A 19,163-nucleotide genomic window follows, 5' to 3' on the forward strand; every position below is an offset into this window, starting at 1 on the left:
CTTCAGGGCTTGGGTCGAACGATTTCGACTCTGGTTGGTGGAATTACTGTTCCACTGGGAAAGCCCGGTTTCCCTTTGCCGACGACAACAGCGCCGCTTTCTTCAATCTCTGGATACGCTAGTTTTTGGTTGCGGGTCAGTGGCGCTGTTTCTGACGATTTGCATTCGATACAGGAGATATTGCCGTCAGCATCACGTCCTAGCATATCGAACCTGGTGCGCACTCCGCTTTTGGTCTTGGCTGTCACTTCTCTGCCCACCTCCGGTGTGTTTGCCCGTAGCTCGCGTTCCTTTTGGTCTTCGAAGGCCTTGCCTTTCTCCTTGTTCTTCTCCAACTGTGTACTGAACACAATGTAGAGTGGCTCAATGCCCGAGTCAGGGAACCAGATAATCGCATCCTGGAACTCAGGAGGATGTGCAGGGTTTGCCAACACCGTGTCAGACCGTGCTGTCGGCGGATACACCCAGGCAGATGGCAACTGTGGGGCACCTTCAAGTGCAGGAATATCCTTCGGGACATCGCCAAGATGCTCGTGGAATTAGATCTAATCGACGCACTCAAATCTGAGGACGTCAATGCGCTCGGATCTGAATCGGTTAAATTCGTTCAAACGCGGTACCGGGATGCCAAGGGAGAGCCGCGTCCACTGAGCGTCCTCGACAAGGAACTAACGTTTACGTTGCTGTCTCGGTACTCATTCAAACTTTCAAACTTGATCGTCAAACGCTGGATGAACCTTGAAGGATCTGGTTTTGAACGTGTGCCTGTGCAGGACACATTGGTCCATCTGGTAGAACGAGAAAAAGACAACCGTCAAGCTGCCCTGAGGTTGCTCAAGAAGGGGACGCGACGTTCTCTGAGTCCTGCTCAAAAAGAACGACAGCGATGGACTCGTGTTGCCCAGCGTAGTGATAAAGACCGAGGCGTTTACTGATCAGCTTCCTCGGCCCAATCAAAAGCCAATACGCGGCCCAAGCTCAGCCCCTGAAGTTAATCATCATCCGCAGTCAATGGGTTTACGGTTACAACCGAGAGGTGGTTTCGATGATTAACTTTGACGGGGGCGTCTTCCGGGTTATGCAATGTTCTCGGTTGTCGGCTTTACCCTGTTTAATTTATTTCTAACCTCTGTTACTTCACTCGGATAAAAGACTGTTGCCATGTCAAGAGCCTCAGTGCCCCAGGTGAAAACGTTTTCTGTAAGTGTTTTTCCTGGTGTAATGAAGTGGGTGTCTAAAGTGTCAGACATTCGCTCAAGCGCGTACTTTAGTTTGACGGATGAACTGGATGCGCAGGCTGCTTTAATTCCCTCAATTTGAGCTAATAGTGTATTCGAGTGCACGCCTCGCAATTCCCAAACCATTCCTTCGATAGTGCGAATTTCTACTTCTGATCGAAGTGCGTAATTTTTAATGTTTTCAAGTTCGACTGGAAGTTTTATGACTTGGTTTGTAAGTGACTTTATTTCGTTGGATAGTTCTGTTCGGGCTGTATCGAGTCTGGCTTGAAGTTCGGAGTTCTGACTCAAAAAGGTGCTTAAAGTGTTCTCGTTCTTCAGCTCGACAACCCTCTCGGACTCTAATCGCTCCTGCTGGACCCGTGTGATCAACTCAGCCTGAGACTTGTCGATGAATGATTGGATTTCCGTTTTAAGTCGTTGTTTGTCTTGGTCGTAAAATTTGAAGTTTGTAAATATGCTGTAGCCCATGAGCAATGCAACGATAGTCGCTATAACACCAAGAGACCAGTAAACCGTCGAGAGCATTGAACCTTGATATTCACGTAATAGCTTGTTTTGTTCTTTTAGCTGTAAGGTCTCTGTCTTCAACTCAATCACTAATTGGCTTTCGTTTTCGCCCCCAGCGCTTTTGCCAACAGGAACCGCAGGTGATGCCCCAACAGCAGTCCCGCCCCAGAGCATTAGCAGCAGGCCTAACGTATTGAAAGCTTTGCGCATTTTTCCTCTCCATATTCCATTATCAAAAGTAGAGGCATAATGACATAACTTTGAGGTTTTGCGTTGAGTCGTCAACTGATCACCAGTGTTTTCAGTTTTAACAAAGGTTTTAAACTTAATTTTCTCCGCTCCAACGGCTGCCCATTGTTCAAGTAATGTCCAACCCGATAGCGCAAGGTGATCAGACTCAGTGGAATTGGTTGGTCAATGGCAATGAAAATGAGTGCTTAACTCAGTGCCCCCCTGTGCATTCAGTGGATTTTCTGCATATTTTCATGAGGGGCCTTTAAGGGATTTTGACAGAAATTTCTAAGACATCACCTCATTGATTCATTCCCGGACAGGTTCCCCCGTGGGCCCTCGCGCATGAGTATCGCGCCCATGTGCGCCACTGTAAGAACTATCTCGACTGTCACAAGTGGTGTCACAACCCCTGTCACAAGTCGTTGCCAAGAGCCTGATGAGGTCGTTAGGGTGGGTCTCTCTTACTCCTTGTAGATTCTCAATCTGCAAACCGAAGATCTCGCGTTTCGCCCAGCAACAACGGGCCATTCAGCTCCGTCACCTCACGGATGTAGTCCCACAACAAGGTAATCCGCTTCAACTTGCGCAGATCCTCCCGGCAGTACATCCAGAACTGCCGGGTGATGTCGATCTCTTCGGGCAGCACCGGCAACAGGCGTGGATCCTGCGCGGCGAGGAAGCACGGCAGAATCGCCAGTGAACGCCCTTGCTGCGCCGCGACGAATTGCGCGATCACGCTGGTGCTGCGCAGATGGGCGCTGGCGCCGGGCAGCACATTTGCCAGGTACAGCAGCTCCGAGCTGAACGCCAGGTCATCCACATAACTGATGAATTGATGCTTGCCCAAGTCTGCCGGGCGGCGGATCGGTGGGTGTTTGTCGAGGTAGTCCTGGGTCGCATAGAGCTGCAAGCGGTAGTCGCAGAGTTTGCAGCACACGTACGGCCCGTGCTCCGGGCGCTCCAGGGCGATGACGATGTCGGCTTCGCGTTTGGACAGGCTGATGAAGTGCGGCAGCGGCAGGATGTCCACCGAGATCGCCGGGTAGGCGTCGACGAAGTGGCTCAGCTGCGGGGTGATGAAAAAGCTGCCGAAACCTTCGGTGCAGCCCATGCGTACGTGCCCCGACAGCGCCACGCCGGAACCGGACACCTGCTCGCAAGCCATGTGCAGCGTGCTTTCAATCGACTCGGCATACCCCAGCAGCCGCTGGCCTTCGGCGGTCAGCACAAAACCGCTGGTGCGCGATTTTTCGAACAGCAGCGTACCCAATGCGGCTTCCAGCGAACTGATGCGCCGCGACACCGTGGTGTAGTCGACCGCCAGGCGCTTGGCCGCAGTGCTGGCCTTGCGGGTGCGGGCGACTTCGAGGAAAAACTTGAGGTCGTCCCAATTCAGGGAACCGAGTGAGGTGATGTTTTTTTGCATGATGGACGGGCTTATATGTGCGTTCTTATTAGAAGTTTGCACATCTATACTCCAAAAACAGTCCGACAACCAATTCGTGACACACGCCTCATCTCAAGGCGAACCTTTCGCCTTGGCTCCTACGATAAAAACAAGTTTCGGAGACCAGCATGAACGCATCGCTTACGCCCAATGAAACCACGGTCCAGAAGGTCAAGCTGCTGATCGACGGCGAGTGGGTCGAATCGCAGACCACCGAGTGGCACGACATCGTCAACCCGGCGACCCAGCAAGTGCTGGCCAAAGTGCCGTTCGCCACCGCGGCTGAAGTCGATGCCGCCATCAGTGCCGCACACCGCGCGTTCCAGACCTGGAAACTGACGCCGATCGGTGCACGCATGCGCATCATGCTCAAACTGCAGGCGCTGATTCGTGAGCATTCCAAACGCATCGCCGTCGTCCTGAGTGCCGAGCAGGGCAAGACCATTGCCGATGCCGAGGGTGATATTTTCCGTGGCCTGGAAGTGGTCGAGCACGCGTGCTCCATCGGCACTCTGCAAATGGGCGAGTTCGCCGAAAACGTTGCCGGCGGCGTCGATACCTACACCTTGCGTCAGCCAATCGGCGTGTGCGCCGGCATCACCCCGTTCAACTTCCCGGCGATGATTCCGCTGTGGATGTTCCCGATGGCTATCGCCTGCGGTAACACCTTCGTCTTGAAACCTTCGGAACAGGATCCGCTGTCGACCATGCTGCTGGTCGAGCTGGCGATCGAGGCCGGCGTTCCGGCCGGCGTGCTCAATGTGGTGCACGGCGGCAAGGATGTGGTCGATGCCTTGTGCACCCACAAGGACATCAAAGCGGTATCGTTCGTCGGTTCGACCGCGGTCGGTACCCACGTCTATGACCTGGCCGGCAAGCACGGCAAACGCGTGCAGTCGATGATGGGCGCGAAGAACCACGCCGTGGTACTGCCGGATGCCAATCGCGAACAAGCGCTGAATGCGCTGGTCGGCGCCGGTTTCGGTGCGGCCGGGCAACGTTGCATGGCCACCTCGGTGGTGGTGCTGGTCGGTGCGGCGAAACAATGGCTGCCGGACCTGAAAGCGCTGGCGCAGAAACTCAAGGTCAACGCCGGCAGTGAGCCGGGCACCGATGTCGGCCCGGTGATCTCGAAGAAAGCCAAGGCGCGGATTCTCGAGCTGATCGAAAGCGGCATCAAGGAAGGCGCCAAGCTGGAACTGGACGGTCGCGACATCAAGGTGCCGGGCTACGAGCAAGGCAATTTCGTCGGCCCGACCCTGTTCTCGGGGGTGAAGACTGACATGCAGATCTACACCCAGGAAATCTTCGGCCCGGTACTGGTGGTGCTGGAAGTCGACACCCTCGATCAGGCCATTGCGCTGGTCAACGCCAACCCGTTCGGCAACGGCACGGGTCTGTTCACCCAGAGCGGTGCAGCGGCGCGCAAATTCCAGAGTGAAATCGACGTCGGCCAGGTCGGCATCAACATCCCGATTCCAGTGCCGGTGCCATTCTTCAGTTTCACCGGTTCGCGCGGTTCGAAACTTGGCGACCTCGGACCGTACGGCAAGCAAGTGGTGCAGTTCTACACCCAGACCAAAACGGTCACGGCGCGCTGGTTCGATGACGACAGCGTCAACGACGGCGTCAACACCACCATCAACCTGCGCTGAGGACTGGCCATGAAAATCGCATTTATCGGGCTGGGCAACATGGGCGCGCCGATGGCGCGCAACCTGATCAAGGCCGGCCACTCGCTGAACCTGGTCGACCTGAACAAGACCGTGCTGGCGGAACTCGAACAACTGGGCGGCAGCATTCGCGCTTCGGCGCGGGAAGCCGCCGAGGATGCCGAACTGGTGATCACCATGCTGCCGGCCGCTGTGCATGTACGCAGCGTCTGGCTCGGTGAGGATGGTGTGCTTGCCGGTATCGGCAAAGGCGTACCGGCGGTGGATTGCAGCACCATTGATCCGCAGACCGCCCGCGATGTCGCCGCTGCCGCAGCCAAACAAGGCGTGGCAATGGCTGACGCGCCGGTCTCCGGCGGCACCGGTGGTGCGACGGCTGGCACGCTGACCTTTATGGTCGGCGCCACGCCGGAGCTGTTCGCCACCCTGCAACCGGTGCTGGCGCAGATGGGTCGCAACATTGTGCATTGCGGTGAAGTCGGCACCGGGCAGATCGCCAAGATCTGCAACAACCTGCTGCTGGCCATCTCGATGGTCGGCGTCAGTGAAGCGATGGCGCTGGGCGATGCACTGGGGATCGACACCTCGGTGCTGGCCGGGATCATCAACAGCTCGACCGGGCGTTGCTGGAGTTCGGAAATGTACAACCCTTGGCCGGGCATCGTCGAAACGGCACCGGCCTCGCGCGGGTATACCGGTGGGTTTGGTGCCGAACTGATGCTCAAGGATCTGGGGCTGGCGACCGAAGCGGCGCGTCAGGCGCACCAACCGGTCATGCTCGGCGCGGTGGCGCAGCAGTTGTATCAGGCGATGAGTCAGCGCGGCGAGGGCGGCAAGGACTTCTCGGCGATCATTAACAGCTATCGTAAACCGCAATAGTTTGCCGCGGCTTTTGTGGTGAGGGCGCTTTGTGGCGAGGGGATTTATCCCCGCTGGGTCGCAAGGCGATCCCCTGCGTACTGTCAGTCAAATCGGCTATTCAGGTTTGGCGACTGCTGCGCAGCCGAGCGGGGATAAATCCCCTCGCCACAAAATTTCACAGGCGCCACAACCATGGCGTCAGTCAGAATGCAGCAGGTGTTGCCGGGAAATCACGTCGGGTGATCTCCCGGCTTTTTTGCATCAGGCGAACACGAAATACTTGCGCACGGTCTCGACCACTTCCCACGTGCCTTTCATCCCCGGCTCTACCACAAAGATGTCGCCAGCACGCAAGTGGATCGGCGCCATGCCATCCGGGGTGATCACGCAGTAGCCTTCCTGGAAATGGCAGTACTCCCACTTCACGTAATCGACGCGCCACTTGCCCGGTGTGCAAATCCAGGTGCCCATGATCTTGCTGCCGTCTTCGCTGGTGTAGGCGTTGAGGTTGACGGTGTGTGGGTCGCCTTCGAGTTTTTCCCATTTGCAGGCATCGAGTACCGGCAGCGGGTGGGTGTCGCGCAGAACGGTGATGGGGGCGGTCATGTGTCGGCTCCAGACAAGGCGATGAAACGGAAGCAGCACCGTATAGCGCCACGCTCTACGTCAGATGTCTGTGCTCGACATTCAGTTATCCATAAACGCTGCCTCAGGTTTTACTCACAACCTGAATAAACCTTCCTGTGAACTCAATTAACAGCAGTATTGATCCAGGACAAAGGTTATGAAGTTATAACTAATTTACTTCTCCGGTATTTTTCTTTTCTTACGTCAGTGCCACCTCGTTAAGTTGTTCTCGAGACTTCTTTCGCATGAGGGCGCGGGCGCTTCACCATACCCCGTCTTTGTTAAGTAAATATGTCGCTCGTCATGCTGCTCTGCACCAATGGGGCGCGGTGGTTGCGGGACTTCGTACGCTTTTCCCAAGTTGTAAAAAAACCTTGAATAGTTCGTTGACTCTCCCCTTAAGGGTAGAGTTTAGATTGCCGCCGCGTAAGAAGTTGCTGTGGGAAAAGTTACTTCTCATAAGCCGAAATCATGAAGTAGTCACGACATATAGGGAGATAGAAATGAACAATCCATTGGACTTGGAACATGTCATTGCCAGCACTCGCGAAATCCTCGCTCAGCTGTTGGTGATGGGCGCCGATGAAATTGATGAACACAGCAGTATCGTCGAAGACCTCGGTGCCGACTCGCTCGACATCGTCGACCTGAGTTTCCAGCTGGGCCGCCAGTACGGCTGCACGCTGCCAAAAACCAGCGTACTGGACCACGCCGTGGCGGTGTGCGGCGACGCCAGCGAATTTCTCGCCAGCGGCCGTATCACCGAAAGCGGCAAGGCCCTGCTCGAGCAAAGCCTGAGTGCTTACACCCCGGATCAACTGAAGGCTGGCATGCAGCCAGCTCAGGTCTTCGCCGCGACCACCGTGCGCAACTGGGCCAACCAGTGCCGCAACCTCTTCAACTACCTGCCGGCCTCCTGCCCGGATTGCGGCGCTCACCAGGCCGTGCTCAACGAGCGTCAGCAAGTGGTCTGTGGTGCGTGCAGTGCACGTCTGGTGCCGGCGGATGGTGACGAAGTGTCCCGTCAACTGGTCGAGCAGTTTGTCGCCACTCACGTCAAAGAGACGGTGTAGGAGTTCTCATGCGGGCACGAGAAGTCTATGTGAGCGGGTTCGGTCTGGTTGCGCCCATGGCGCTGGACGCTGCCACGTTGTTCGAGCGGATTTGCCGGAAGCAATCCTGTGTCCGCGAACATCCCCGGTTCAAGGCGCTGGGTTTTGCCAACAGCGCAGCGGGGTTTATCGACGACGCGCAGTGGCAGCAGATCGGCGCGGGTTTCGGCGGCAACGTGGCGCTGCACCCACGGCAAAGCGTGCTGGCCGAGTACGTGGCCCGTCAGGCACTGGAACATGCCGGTCTGACGCCGGCGGATTTTGCCCACAGTCGCAGCGGCCTGTTTCTGGGGGCCAACAAGTACTGTGCCGACAGCCATGACTTGCAGCGGGTCAGCCGTTGCATGGACCCGGCCGGCCGCGTTGACCTCGATCAGCTGCTGGACAACCCGGCCCCGTCGAGCGCGAGGTTCGTGCGGCGGGTCGACCAACAGACCCAGCATCTGGCCGACCGGCTCGGTATCCGCGATCACATCTCCACTCACTCCGATGCCTGCGCCGCCGGCACCATGGCCATCGGCAGTGCTTACCGGGCCATCGAGCGCGGCGAGATCGACGTGGCTCTTTGCGGCGCCGTCGAACTGATGGCCAACGAATTGCCTTATTACATGTTCAACAGCCTTGGGGCGCTGTGTCAGGCCGATCTGCCTGCGAGTGAGCAAAGTCGCCCGTTCATGCCGGACCGCAGTGGTTTTGTACTCAGCGAAGGTTCGGCGATGGTCGTGCTTGAATCCGCCGCGCACGCCCAGCGGCGCAAGGCCGCGCCACTGGGGCGGGTGCTGGGTTACGCAAATGTCTGCGAGGCCCAGAAGATGACGTCCAGTAGCCGCGACGGCAGCAAATACGAGGAATGCATGGAAGCTGCAATCGAAGATGCCGGGCTGCTGCGCAGTGCCGTGCAACACGTCAACACCCACGGCACCTCCACTCAGGCCAACGACAGTTGTGAAGCGCTGGCGCTGCAACGGTTGTTCGGTGGATGCCAGGACTTCATGACCTTCACCGCGAACAAGTCCGCCATCGGCCACTCTCTGGCCGGCAGCGGTGCGATCGAAGCGGTGCTGTCGCTGATCAGTCTGCGCGAGGGGGTGCTGCTGCCAACCCTGAACTATCAGCATGAGCGTAGCGAATACCCGTCGCTGAAATTCCTGAGCGAACCGGCGCGGCAGCCGATCAGCGTGGTGATGTCCAATTCGTTCGGCTTCGGCGGCATCAACAGCTCGCTGGTTCTGGGGAGGGCATGACATGAACCGAGCCATCTATATCAATGCCGCTGCCGTGCTGAACGCGGCCGGCAGCGAATGCGCCGACTTGCTTGGCACCCCGCCGGCAGCCCAGCCACTGGCCTTTGACCCTCGGCGCCAGGCATTTGCCTTGCCGACGCCGCGTCTGGCCAGTGACCTGTTCGACCGCAAAATCCAGCGCAGCGTCGAGCCGCAGGGGTTGCGGCTGCTGCATTGCACCGCGCGGCTGGCGCCAGCGCTGGCGGCACTGCAATTGCCCGCGTCGCGCATCGCCCTGACGGCGGCCATTCCGGAGGTCGACGCCCCGAGCCCTTGCTGGGACGCGGTGCAAGCGATCATCGAACAGCCGCAAAAACAGCTTGTGCAACTGCTGGCCAATACGCCGCCGCTGCACGCGCTGACCCTGCTCAACAGCAGCGTCATGGCTTATGTCGCCGAAGCGCTGAATTGCCATGGGCCGATGGGCGGTTTCTGTTCTCAGGACAACGCCGGGCTTGATGCGCTGATCGAAGCCTGCCAGCAGATCGGCGAACGCCGTGCCGATGCGGCGCTGGTGGTCAGCAGCAGCCCGAACCTGACGCCGGCGCTGTACCTACGGGACTCCGATCCGGCAGGCGAACCGGTTTTCGGTGAAGGCGCAGCGGCTTTGCTGCTGGCCGCGACCCCGCCTGCGGGCGCGACACAGATGCTGCGCGTGGCCGGTTTTGCCCGCGGCTACAGCGCCGATCCGCAGCGCGCTGCTGCGGTCGGTCAACGTGTGATCGAACAGGCCCTGAGTCGCGAGAAGCTGCGTCTGGGCGACGTCGAGCACCTCGTCGGCAACGGCGATGACGCTCAATTGATGAGCGTGCTCCAAGCCTCCCGGCACGACATGCGCCACACGCGGGACTTCACCGGTGAGTTGGGCGCCAGCGGCCTGTTGACCGATGTTGCCCTGACGTTGCACCTCAGCCGTGAAGCGGCCGCGACGCCGGGCTACACGTTGCTTGTCAGCCACACCCGCGCCGGTCACTGGGGCGCGTTGCTGTTGGCCAGTGAAACCATGGAGAAGCACGCATGAGTGCGACACGGATTGTGATCACCGGAATGGGCGCCGTCACCGGCTTCGGTTTCGAATGGCAGACCCTCTGGGAAAAAATGCTCGGCGCCGAACATTGTGTGCGGCCGTGGCAACCCGATGACGTGGACGACGGGACATTTGCCGTGCGCTATGCCGCGCCTGTCGACATGCGCCTGATGCCGGAAAAACTGCAAGACCACCCGGCCTGGACGTTGCCCCTGGAAAAGCGCAGCCGCTTTGGCTGGGTGGCTGCCACCCAGGCGGTCAGCGACAGCGGCCTGCAGCCAGAGCAGTTGCGCGGCGCGGCGGTGTTGTGTGCTTCGGGTGCACCGCAGCACATGCTCGCCGACATGCTGTTGACCGAGTCGCCGCAGGGCGGTGTGCCGGGCTGGCAGCATTTGATGTCGCGATCGGCCCAGGTCAGTGCCGAAGGTTCGCTGCGTCAGAGCAATGACCGGCTGGCGCGTGTGATCGCCGACGATCTGCGGTGTGAAGGACCGGTGATCAACATCAGCAGTGCCTGCGCCGGTGCTTCTCAGGCCATCGGCAATGCCTTTCAGATGATTCGACGTGGCGAAGTCAGCGTGGCGCTGGCCGGCGGTGCCGATTCGGTGCTCAACCTGGACACCATGGCCGCGCTGTACCTGCTCGGCGCCGCCTCGGGCGAACAACGCTGGGGCGCCGATCTGTGCCGGCCGTTCGACCGCGACCGCAGCGGCTTGATTGCCGGTGAGGGCGGTGGTTTTGTCGTCCTCGAAAGCCTCGAGCATGCCCTGGCCCGTGGCGCGACGCCCTATGCCGAAGTGCTGGGTTTCGGCAGCAGCCTGGATGCCTACAAGGTCACCGCGCCACAACCGCAAGGACGCGGCGCCGCACTGGCGATGCAGGCCGCGCTGGACGACGCCGGCCTGCGCGCACAGCAGATCGACCTGATCAATGCCCACGGTACCTCGACCCCGCTCAACGATGTTGCCGAAACCCTGGCGATCAAGAGCGTGTTCGCCGAACAGCAGCATTATCGGGCGTTGGCGGTCAGCGCCAACAAATCGCAATTCGGCCATCTGATTGCGGCCGCCGGTGCGCCGGAATGCATCGTCACTGCGCTGGCCTGCCTGAATGACCAGATCACGCCAACGGTGAACCGGCATACCGCCGATGAACAGTGCGATCTGGATTATTGCCCCGGTCAGGCTGTCAGCCGTCGGGTTGATTACGCGCTGAGCAATTCCTTCGGATTCGGTGGCCTCAACACCTCGCTGGCCCTTGGCAAATATCGGGAGCACGGACAATGACTCATGCCACCGCGCGTATCGCCATTGCCGGTAGCGGCTGTGTGTTGCCCAGCGGTTGGGGCGTCGACCGATTGTGGTCGGCGGCCCTTGAAGGTCGCAGCGCGATCTCGCCCCTGCAATCGTCGCTGTTGCACAGTGAGCGGGTCGTCGCATTCGGCCACGTCAGCGATGCAGCGCACCAACGCAGTCGCCAGGACGTCGCGCAAAACCTGCAGCGTTACTGCCCGCCGGCGGTGATCTGGGGTGTCAGCGCGGTGCGTCAGGCGTTGGCGCAAGCCGGACTCGAGCCGGGTGCCAGCGACGTGCGTTTCGGTCTCTATTGCTGTCAGGGCGGCTACACCCATCCATCGCTGACGTCCTACGGCGAACTGCTGCAAGAATGTCAGACCGAGAACGGTGCCGACATGCGACGCCTCGCCCAACGGGTGTTGCAGGAGCGTGCGCTCGATCCGTTTCTGGTGCTCAAAAGCCTGAGCAACGGTTTGCTCGGCGTGGTCAGTCTGGCGCTGAAACTGGAGTGCGAGTGCAACGCCTACATGCAAGGCGTGGCCGGTAATCTGGCGGCGCTGCGTGAAGCCTGCGCGGCGCTGCACAGTGGCCGCATCGATGCGGCGATTGTGGTGGGTGCCGGCAGTGAGCTCGATCCGCTGGCGCTGGCTGCCCTGGCCGAGGCCGGTGTGATCAGCACCGACGGTTCGCAGCACCTGCGCGCATTCGATCGCCAGGGACACGGCGGCATTGTCGGCGAAGGCGCTGCGGCCGTGGTGCTGCGACGTGCCGATGACCTGCCGGCCGGGCCGCAGACCTGTCTGACAGGGCTCTTTGCGCACCCACGCCTGGACTCGCTGAACCTGCCGGATAAACAGGTTGATTTGTTGATCAGCAGCGCCACCGGTGACCCGCAAAAGGACGCCGACCTGGCCCGCACACTGGCGCGAACCGGTGCCGCGCACATCACCAGCAGCACGCCGCTGACCGGCATTCTCAGTGGTGCGCCGAGCCTGGTGGATCTGATTCTCGCCCGGCAAACCCTGCAGGCGCAAAGCGTCGCTCCGATCATCGGTCTTGAGCAACCGGTGGACCCGCATCTGCCGTTTGTCATGGCGCAGCCGCGTGATGCCGTGCTGCACGATTGCCTGGTCATCAACCGCGACGACAACGGCTTCAGCGCCTGTTTTCAACTGGAATTTCACGCGGCCGACTGACTGTCCGGACGCAACGCAGCGCATCTGATTTTTCACTCAAGGGATATAACTGTCATGGATTATCGCGATTACGTACGGCCGAAATTCGTTGAACTGATGCAGGCCCTGGGCCTGGAGTGCCAGTTCCATCGTGCGCTCGGCAGCAAACTGTTTTACCGCGACAAGCAGGGCGCAGAGGTGACCGTCACCGACTTCCTCGGCGGTTACGGGGCCGCGCTGTATGGCCACAACGATCCGCAATTCGTCGATCAGCTCTGCAGCCTGTTGCGTGCCGATGTGCCGTTCAACGCGCAGATGTCGGTGCGCGGTGCCGCCGGCCAGTTGGGGCGCGAACTCAGTGAGGCGTTCAACCGTGAGCTGAACAACAACGAACGCTACATTTCGACCTTCTCCAACAGCGGCGCCGAGTCGGTGGAAATCGCCGTCAAGCACGCCGAATACCGTCGTCAGAAAAACCTGCAGAAGCAATTCGACGAGCGCGATTTCGCCCTCGCCAATCTGGTTGCCAGCGACAAGGCTTATGTCGAACTGGACATCGACGATCTCGATTTGCCAGCGGGCCTGCTGCCGCAGAATCTGTCCTGCGTCACCGTGCGCCAAGTGGCCGAAGCGGTGCGTCAGCACAACCTGGCGCAGTTGCATGTCGAGCCGGTGTTCCTGGCTGTGCGCGGCAGCTTCCACGGCAAACTGGTGAACACCGTTCAGTTGACCTATGGCAAGCAGTACCGCAAGCCGTTCGCCCGTTTCGGTCTCAACGTCGAGTTCATCGACCCGCAGCAGCCGCAACAATTGCAAGAACTGCCGGCCCGGCATATCCGTCACTGGCTGAGCCTGGAATGGAGCGGTGAAACCCTGCAGGTACGGCGCGAGGCGTTCAGCGCGATCACCGCAGTCCTGCTCGAACCGATCCAGGGCGAAGGCGGCATCAACGAGTTCGCCGGCGAGTTCTACCTGGGCCTGCGCCGCCTGTGCAACGAGCAGCAGTGCCCGTTGATCATCGACGAAGTGCAATCGGGTTTCGGCCGCACCGGCACCTTGCTCGGCGCCAGCCATTTCAACTTGCAGGGCGATTACTACTGCCTGTCGAAAGCCCTGGGCGGTGGCCTGATGAAAATCGCCGCGACGGTGATCCGCGCCAGCCACTACGAAAACGATTTCAGCTACATCCACAGCTCGACCTTCGCCGAAGACGATGCGTCCTGCCATATCGCCCTGTCGGCCCTGCGCCGTTTGTTTGAGAACGACAGCGCGATGCTCAAGGACGTGAACAAAAAGGGCGAATACCTCAAATCTTCGTTGCTGGAACTCAAGGCGGCCTATCCGGACGTCATCGCCGACGTGCGCGGCCGCGGCTTGCTGCTGGGTTTCGAACTGCACGACCTGACCGGCACCAGCTCACTGGTTCAGGCATCGGCGCAGTACAACGACGCGCTGGGCTACATCATCGCCGGCTACCTGCTGCAATTCGAATCCCTGCGCGTGGCGCCGTCGGGCAGCAACGCCAATGTGATCCGTCTGGAACCGCCGGTGTGCATCACCTTTGCGGAAATTGACGGGTTGATCGCTTCCCTGCAAAAAGTCTGCGACATGCTGCGCCGCCGCGATGCCTTCCCGCTGGCCGCCGGTGTGTGTGCCGACAGCATCGCTGACGTGCCAGCACGCGAGGTCAGCTTCAAGGAGACCGAAACCCGCCCAAAGTCTGACGAGAACGTGCGCGTGGTGGCTCGCGTGGCGTTCATCAACCATTTGATTGATTCGGACATGCTCAGCGATGTCGATCCTTCGCTGTCGACCCTGAGCGCTGAGCAGAAGCGCGAGTTCATCAAACGCATGGCCCCCGAGCGCCGTGCCGCGCCGATCGGCCCGGTGCAGATTCGCTCGAAACTCGGCACGGCGGTGGAGTTCACCTTGTACCCGCTGTGCATGGACTCCGATGCGATGGCTGCGTATATCGCCAGCGGTGATCTGCAAACCATCCGTGAAGAGGTTGGCAATCGCATCAAGGATGCCCGCGCCGATGGCTACAGCGTCGCCGGTCTGGGCATGTACACCTCGATCGTGACCAACAACTGCCAGGCGCTGCAGATTCCCGACATGGCGCTGACTTCCGGCAATGCACTGACCATCGGCATGGGCCTGGAAGCCATCGAACAGGGCTGCAAGCAACAAGGCCTTGAGCTGGGCGAGCAGACTGCAGCGGTAGTCGGCGCCGCCGGCAACATCGCTTCGACCTATGCCTCGTTGTTGTCGACCAGTGTCGAGCACCTGATCCTCATCGGCAGCGGTCGCGACGGTTCGCTGCGCCGCCTGGAGAAAACCGCTCAACAGATTTACGCCGAAGCCGCCCGGGCGATTCTCAAGGGGGTCGCCGAACACGATCGTCTCGCCCGGCGCTTGCAGCAAATCGACGGTATCGAAGCGCTGCTGCAGGCCCACGGCAACAGTGCCGACCTCGGTCAACGCGTGGCGAAGCTGGTGGAAGAACGCCTGGGCGCCAACGCCTTTATCACGGTCAGCAACGATCTTGAGGTGTTGAAGCAAGCGCGCATCGTGCTCTGCGCGGCGAACGCACCGCAGCCGTTTCTCTTTGCCGAGCACTTTGCTGAAAACAGCGTGATCTGCGACATCGCCGTGCCGCTGAACGTTGACCAGAACCTCGCCAGCCAGCGCGCCGACGTGCTCTACATGCATGGCGGCATCGTGCAGACGCCACTGGGCGATGGCCTGGTGAAAAACGTCCGCGCCTACCTCAAGCAAGGTCAGCTGTATGCGTGCATGGCCGAGTCGGTGCTGATGGGCCTGTCGGGTATGAAACAGCACTACTCCTACGGCGACATCAGCCGCGAGCAAGTGCAGCAGATTCGTGCACTGGCCGCGACCCACGGCTTCAGCCTCGCCCAGTTCAAAACCGACAACTCGCTTTAAGGAACGGTCATGCCGAATAAAGTAGCAGTGGTGACCGGTGGCAGTCGCGGCATCGGTCGGGCGATTGTCCTGACCCTCGCCCGTGCGGGTTATCAGATCGCGTTCAGTTACGTGCGCGATGAAGTGGCGGCGATGGCCTTGCGCGATGAAGTGCAGGCGTCGGGCATCGACTGCCTGGCGCTACAATGCGACGTCGGTAACGGCGAGAGCATCAAGGCGTTTTTCGAACGGGTCGACCAGCATTTCCAGCGTGTCGATCTGTTGGTCAACAACGCCGGCATTACCCGTGACGGCTTGCTCGCGACGATGTCGGCCCGCGACATCGTCGAGGTGATCCAGACCAACCTGATCGGCACCCTGCTGTGCTGTCAGCAGGTGGTTCCGGGGATGATGCGCCAGCGCAGTGGCTGCATCGTCAATATCAGTTCGGTGGCGGCGCAAAAACCCGGCAAGGGCCAAAGCAATTATGCCGCGGCCAAGGGCGGGGTCGAGTCGCTGACTCGCGCCCTGGCTGTGGAATTGGCGCCGCGCAACATTCGCGTCAATGCGGTAGCGCCGGGCATCGTCAAGACCGAGATGAGCACGGCGCTGATCGGCAGTCAGGAGGAAGAAATCCAGTCGCGCCTGCTGATCAAACGCTACGCCGAACCTGAAGAAATTGCCGAAGCGGTGCTGTACCTCGCTGATCGCGGTTTGTACCTGACCGGGGAGGTCCTGCCGGTCAACGGCGGGCTGAAAATGCCATGAGCCGGACCATTCTGATTACCGGTGCCGCCAAGGGCATCGGCCGCGCGGTGGCGGAGAATTTCGCCACCGAGGCCGACAATCGTCTGATCCTGCTGGATCTCGATCTGCCGGAACTGCAGCGCTGGGTCGACGAACAACACGCGCAGATCAAGGCACGGGTCGAAACCCACGCGGCGAACATTGCCGACCTGCCGGCGATGGAGGCGTTCTTCAAGACCCTCGGTTCGCAAGTCGAATACGTTGATGTGCTGGTCAACAGCGCCGGTATCTGCAACGAGAACGAGCCGGAGGATCTGCACAACTGGCACAAGGTGATTTCGGTCAACCTTAACGGCACGTTCTATGTGACCTCATTGTGCCTGGCGCTGATGCCGGACCGTGGGCGGATCATCAACATGTCGTCGATCCTCGGCCGGGCCGGCAAGGTGCGCAACACCGCGTACTGCGCGTCCAAGCACGGCATCGTCGGCATGACCAAGGCGCTGGCGCTGGACCTGGCGTCGCGGCAGATCACCGTCAACGCGATCCTGCCGGCCTGGATCGATACGCCGATGTTGCAGGGTGAACTGGCGACGCAAGCGGCGATTGCCGGTTTGACCCAGGAACAGATCGTGCGCAACGCGAAGAAGAAACTGCCGATGCGCCGTTTCATCCAGAGCGAAGAAGTGGCGGCGATGGTGCGTTACCTGGCCAGTCCCGAGGCTGGTGGGGTGACTGCCCAGAGCCTGGTGATTGATGGCGGTGTCGGGTTGGGAATGTAACGATGCCTCGATTTCACATCAGCCACCTCGCCTGTGCCGTGTGGACGTGCCTGGCCGCGCCCGCCGCGATGGCCGAATTCACCGTCGATGATCTCAAGCCGGATTACGCCGACGGTGAAGTCGGCGTGGCCACGGCCGTGCGCCTGCACGGTGACGATCAGGTCACGCAGAAAGCCGTGTACTTCAAGGCCAACCTGGAAGACAACTGGGACGGCGGTTACTACAAGGCCAAGGGCCGCGTGCGGTATGACGCGCGCTACGACGGCAACCAACCGTACAGCGAGCGGGCGCGGGATAAATACCGTTTCGATGCCGATTGGCGGCACTTGTATGTGGGCCATGCGCTGGGCGATGGCGAGGTGACGGTCGGCTGGCAGCAAGTGGTCTGGGGGCGTGCCGATGAGTTGCGCGTACTCGATCAGATCAACCCGCTGGACTACCGCGACGGCCTGACCCCGCTGCTCGAAGACAGCCGCATCGCCGTGCCGATGGTGCGGTTTGCGCAACCGGTGGGCGAGTGGGAACTGGAAGCGCTGTGGATCACCGATTTTGTGAAAAACCAGCCGCCGGTGGCCGGCAGTGAGTTTGCCGCGCCCCTGTTTGCCGCGCCGGACCCGCAATATTTCCTGCTCGATTCCAAACCTGGCTATGACGGTGACAAGGGTTATTCCTATGGCCTGAGCGCCAACGGCCGGATCGGCGCGGTAGACACCAGTTTTGTCGCCTTGAGCGCGCGTCAGCAGGACCCGGTGTACGCGGTCGAAGGCCTCGCCGACGACGGTCGCACTCGGCTGGAACGGCAGTTTCCCCGTTACACCATGGGCGGTGCCGGGCTGGCGATCGACGCCGGGCACAGCATCGTGGTGCGCAGCGAGGTGGCGTATTTCGACAACTGGCGCGTGACCAATCCGACGCGTGCCTACGGTGCCGACAGCACGCCGATGGTCAAGTCATTGCTGGGGGTCGATTACCTGTTGCGCGACTGGCTGATTTCCGCGCAGTGGCAGGAACAAGTGCTGCTCGACTGGCAGGACGGGATGTTGCAGGACAAGCGCGAACCGCTGTTCACCCTGTCGGCCGAAGGCACCCATTGGCAGGACCGTCTCAAGAGTCGTCTGGTGGCCGCCGCCTCGCCACCGTTTCAGGACAACGCATTGCTGCAAGGCATCTTCACCTACAAACCGGTGGACTACATCAAGCTCGGCCTGGAAGTGGACGTGTTCTTCGGCAGACCTGACCGGTCTTTCGGCGAGTACCGCAAGCACGACCAACTGCGCCTGTCGGCCGGCTATCTGTTTTAACCCCATTGCGCCTGTCGCCACGCTGGTGCAGGCGCCCACGCATTCATCCGATGAAAAGGGAAGTTCTTATGTTGCCGTTTTTGAAAAGTCTGACCACCGCCGCATTGATCCTGGGCAGCGCCTGCGCCAGTGCCGCCGAAGCCGGCAATGCCGATGACATCATCCGTCAGGTGCGTGATCGCAACGACGGTAACAGCTTCATGTCCCAGGTCTCGTTGATCCTGCATGACAAGAAGGGCAATACCCGGGTTCGCGAGTTCACTTACCTGCAAAAGGACTACCCGGACAGCGACAAATTCAGCATGTACTTTTCCGCGCCGACCGACGTGCGTGACGTTGCCTTCCACATCGAGAACCCCCACGAAACCCTGGGCCTGGAAGACAGCCAGTGGATGTACCTGCCGGTCAGCCGCCAGACCCGCCGCATCTCCACCACCGACAAGCGCGGCTCGTTCATGGGCAGTGAGTATTCGTATGCCGACCTGGACAAGATCCGCGTCAAGGATTACTCGCAGAAACTCGTCGGCGAAGAGCAGATCAAGGGCCGCGACTGCTACGTGATCGAGCGCGAACCGGCATCCCCTGAAGTGCTGGCCAAGACCGGCTACAACAAGCTGAAAGTGTGGATCGACAAGCAGAACTTCCTGGTCATGCGCCAGGACTTTTTCGACGTCAAAGGCGTGTTGATCAAGCAGATGCGCACGCAGAAAGTCGCGACCATCGACTCGATCGACAGCATCGTGCTCAGTGAAACCGAACACTTCATCGACGGCACGCGCTCGGAAATGCGCTTCAACCAGTTGCAGTACAACGTCCCGCTGGAAGACCGCCTGTTTACCCAGACCGCGATCAAGCGCGGCCTGAAATCCGGTGACTTGCCGGAATTTGCCGTGTCTGCCCGCTAAGCGCCGACCCCGACGACCTGG

At 60.1% G+C, this 19,163-nt stretch carries 16 protein-coding genes and 1 pseudogene; 13 read left to right on the top strand and 4 right to left on the bottom strand.

Annotated elements, in window-relative coordinates:
- Positions 1–2: 2 nt before the first annotated feature.
- Positions 3–506, bottom strand: a pseudogene (locus ACXX9E_RS09115) (S-type pyocin domain-containing protein); the annotation flags it as partial.
- Between the two features lie 21 nt (positions 507–527).
- On the opposite strand from ACXX9E_RS09115, the gene ACXX9E_RS09120 reads away from it, so the two are divergent.
- A complete protein-coding gene (locus ACXX9E_RS09120) occupies positions 528–935 on the top strand; it encodes a hypothetical protein (RefSeq protein ID WP_458555319.1) in 408 nt (135 codons plus the stop codon).
- 141 nt (positions 936–1,076) lie between these two features.
- Here ACXX9E_RS09120 and ACXX9E_RS09125 read toward each other — a convergent pair whose 3' ends face one another.
- Together ACXX9E_RS09125 and ACXX9E_RS09130 are read right to left on the bottom strand one after the other, a co-directional pair.
- Positions 1,077–1,958: a hypothetical protein gene (locus ACXX9E_RS09125; RefSeq protein ID WP_458555320.1), complete on the bottom strand. Its 882-nt coding sequence runs from the start codon at positions 1,956–1,958 to the stop codon at positions 1,077–1,079.
- Positions 1,959–2,460: 502 nt separating this feature from the next.
- Positions 2,461–3,408: a LysR family transcriptional regulator gene (locus tag ACXX9E_RS09130; protein WP_458555321.1), complete on the bottom strand. Its 948-nt coding sequence runs from the start codon at positions 3,406–3,408 to the stop codon at positions 2,461–2,463.
- Between the two features lie 149 nt (positions 3,409–3,557).
- Here ACXX9E_RS09130 and ACXX9E_RS09135 point away from each other — a divergent pair, with 149 nt between their 5' ends.
- Together ACXX9E_RS09135 and mmsB are read left to right on the top strand one after the other, a co-directional pair.
- Positions 3,558–5,084 (top strand): CoA-acylating methylmalonate-semialdehyde dehydrogenase, encoded by a 1,527-nt coding sequence (locus ACXX9E_RS09135; RefSeq protein ID WP_123464406.1) that lies wholly within the window; start codon positions 3,558–3,560, stop codon positions 5,082–5,084.
- Between the two features lie 9 nt (positions 5,085–5,093).
- Positions 5,094–5,981 carry a 3-hydroxyisobutyrate dehydrogenase gene (gene mmsB / locus ACXX9E_RS09140; RefSeq protein WP_128614874.1) on the top strand — a complete coding sequence of 296 codons (888 nt, stop codon included), beginning with the start codon at positions 5,094–5,096 and terminating at the stop codon, positions 5,979–5,981.
- Positions 5,982–6,224: 243 nt separating this feature from the next.
- Here mmsB and ACXX9E_RS09145 read toward each other — a convergent pair whose 3' ends face one another.
- A complete protein-coding gene (locus ACXX9E_RS09145; protein WP_003177747.1) occupies positions 6,225–6,569 on the bottom strand; it encodes a cupin domain-containing protein in 345 nt (114 codons plus the stop codon).
- 524 nt (positions 6,570–7,093) lie between these two features.
- Here ACXX9E_RS09145 and ACXX9E_RS09150 point away from each other — a divergent pair.
- The 10 genes from ACXX9E_RS09150 to ACXX9E_RS09195 all read left to right on the top strand — a co-directional run bounded on the left by ACXX9E_RS09150 (position 7,094) and on the right by ACXX9E_RS09195 (position 19,142).
- Positions 7,094–7,663, top strand: coding sequence for an acyl carrier protein (locus tag ACXX9E_RS09150; protein WP_123464410.1), 570 nt, complete (start codon positions 7,094–7,096; stop codon positions 7,661–7,663).
- Between the two features lie 8 nt (positions 7,664–7,671).
- A complete protein-coding gene (locus ACXX9E_RS09155) occupies positions 7,672–8,946 on the top strand; it encodes a beta-ketoacyl-[acyl-carrier-protein] synthase family protein (protein ID WP_322375099.1) in 1,275 nt (424 codons plus the stop codon).
- 1 nt (position 8,947) lies between these two features.
- Positions 8,948–10,006, top strand: a complete 1,059-nt coding sequence (locus tag ACXX9E_RS09160; protein WP_458555322.1) for a beta-ketoacyl synthase — start codon at positions 8,948–8,950, stop codon at positions 10,004–10,006.
- Positions 10,003–11,298: a beta-ketoacyl-[acyl-carrier-protein] synthase family protein gene (locus ACXX9E_RS09165; RefSeq protein WP_336347167.1), complete on the top strand. Its 1,296-nt coding sequence runs from the start codon at positions 10,003–10,005 to the stop codon at positions 11,296–11,298. The genes ACXX9E_RS09160 and ACXX9E_RS09165 overlap by 4 nt, the downstream gene beginning before the upstream one ends.
- Complete coding sequence (locus ACXX9E_RS09170; RefSeq protein WP_123464418.1) at positions 11,295–12,503, top strand: beta-ketoacyl synthase N-terminal-like domain-containing protein; 1,209 nt, start codon at positions 11,295–11,297, stop codon at positions 12,501–12,503. The genes ACXX9E_RS09165 and ACXX9E_RS09170 overlap by 4 nt, the downstream gene beginning before the upstream one ends.
- A 54-nt stretch (positions 12,504–12,557) precedes the next feature.
- Positions 12,558–15,428, top strand: coding sequence for an aminotransferase class III-fold pyridoxal phosphate-dependent enzyme (locus tag ACXX9E_RS09175; protein WP_123464420.1), 2,871 nt, complete (start codon positions 12,558–12,560; stop codon positions 15,426–15,428).
- Positions 15,429–15,437: 9 nt separating this feature from the next.
- Positions 15,438–16,175, top strand: a complete 738-nt coding sequence (locus tag ACXX9E_RS09180; RefSeq protein ID WP_123464422.1) for a 3-oxoacyl-ACP reductase family protein — start codon at positions 15,438–15,440, stop codon at positions 16,173–16,175.
- Positions 16,172–16,936 carry an SDR family NAD(P)-dependent oxidoreductase gene (locus ACXX9E_RS09185; protein WP_123464424.1) on the top strand — a complete coding sequence of 255 codons (765 nt, stop codon included), beginning with the start codon at positions 16,172–16,174 and terminating at the stop codon, positions 16,934–16,936. The genes ACXX9E_RS09180 and ACXX9E_RS09185 overlap by 4 nt, the downstream gene beginning before the upstream one ends.
- A 2-nt stretch (positions 16,937–16,938) precedes the next feature.
- On the top strand, positions 16,939–18,237 hold the full coding sequence (locus ACXX9E_RS09190; protein ID WP_123464426.1) for a DUF1302 family protein: 1,299 nt from the start codon (positions 16,939–16,941) through the stop codon (positions 18,235–18,237).
- 68 nt (positions 18,238–18,305) lie between these two features.
- The gene (locus ACXX9E_RS09195; protein WP_123464428.1) at positions 18,306–19,142 is read left to right on the top strand and encodes an outer membrane lipoprotein-sorting protein; all 837 of its coding nucleotides are present in this window, start codon (positions 18,306–18,308) and stop codon (positions 19,140–19,142) included.
- Positions 19,143–19,163: the final 21 nt, after the last annotated feature.

The organism is Pseudomonas sp. GNP014 (assembly GCF_054344005.1).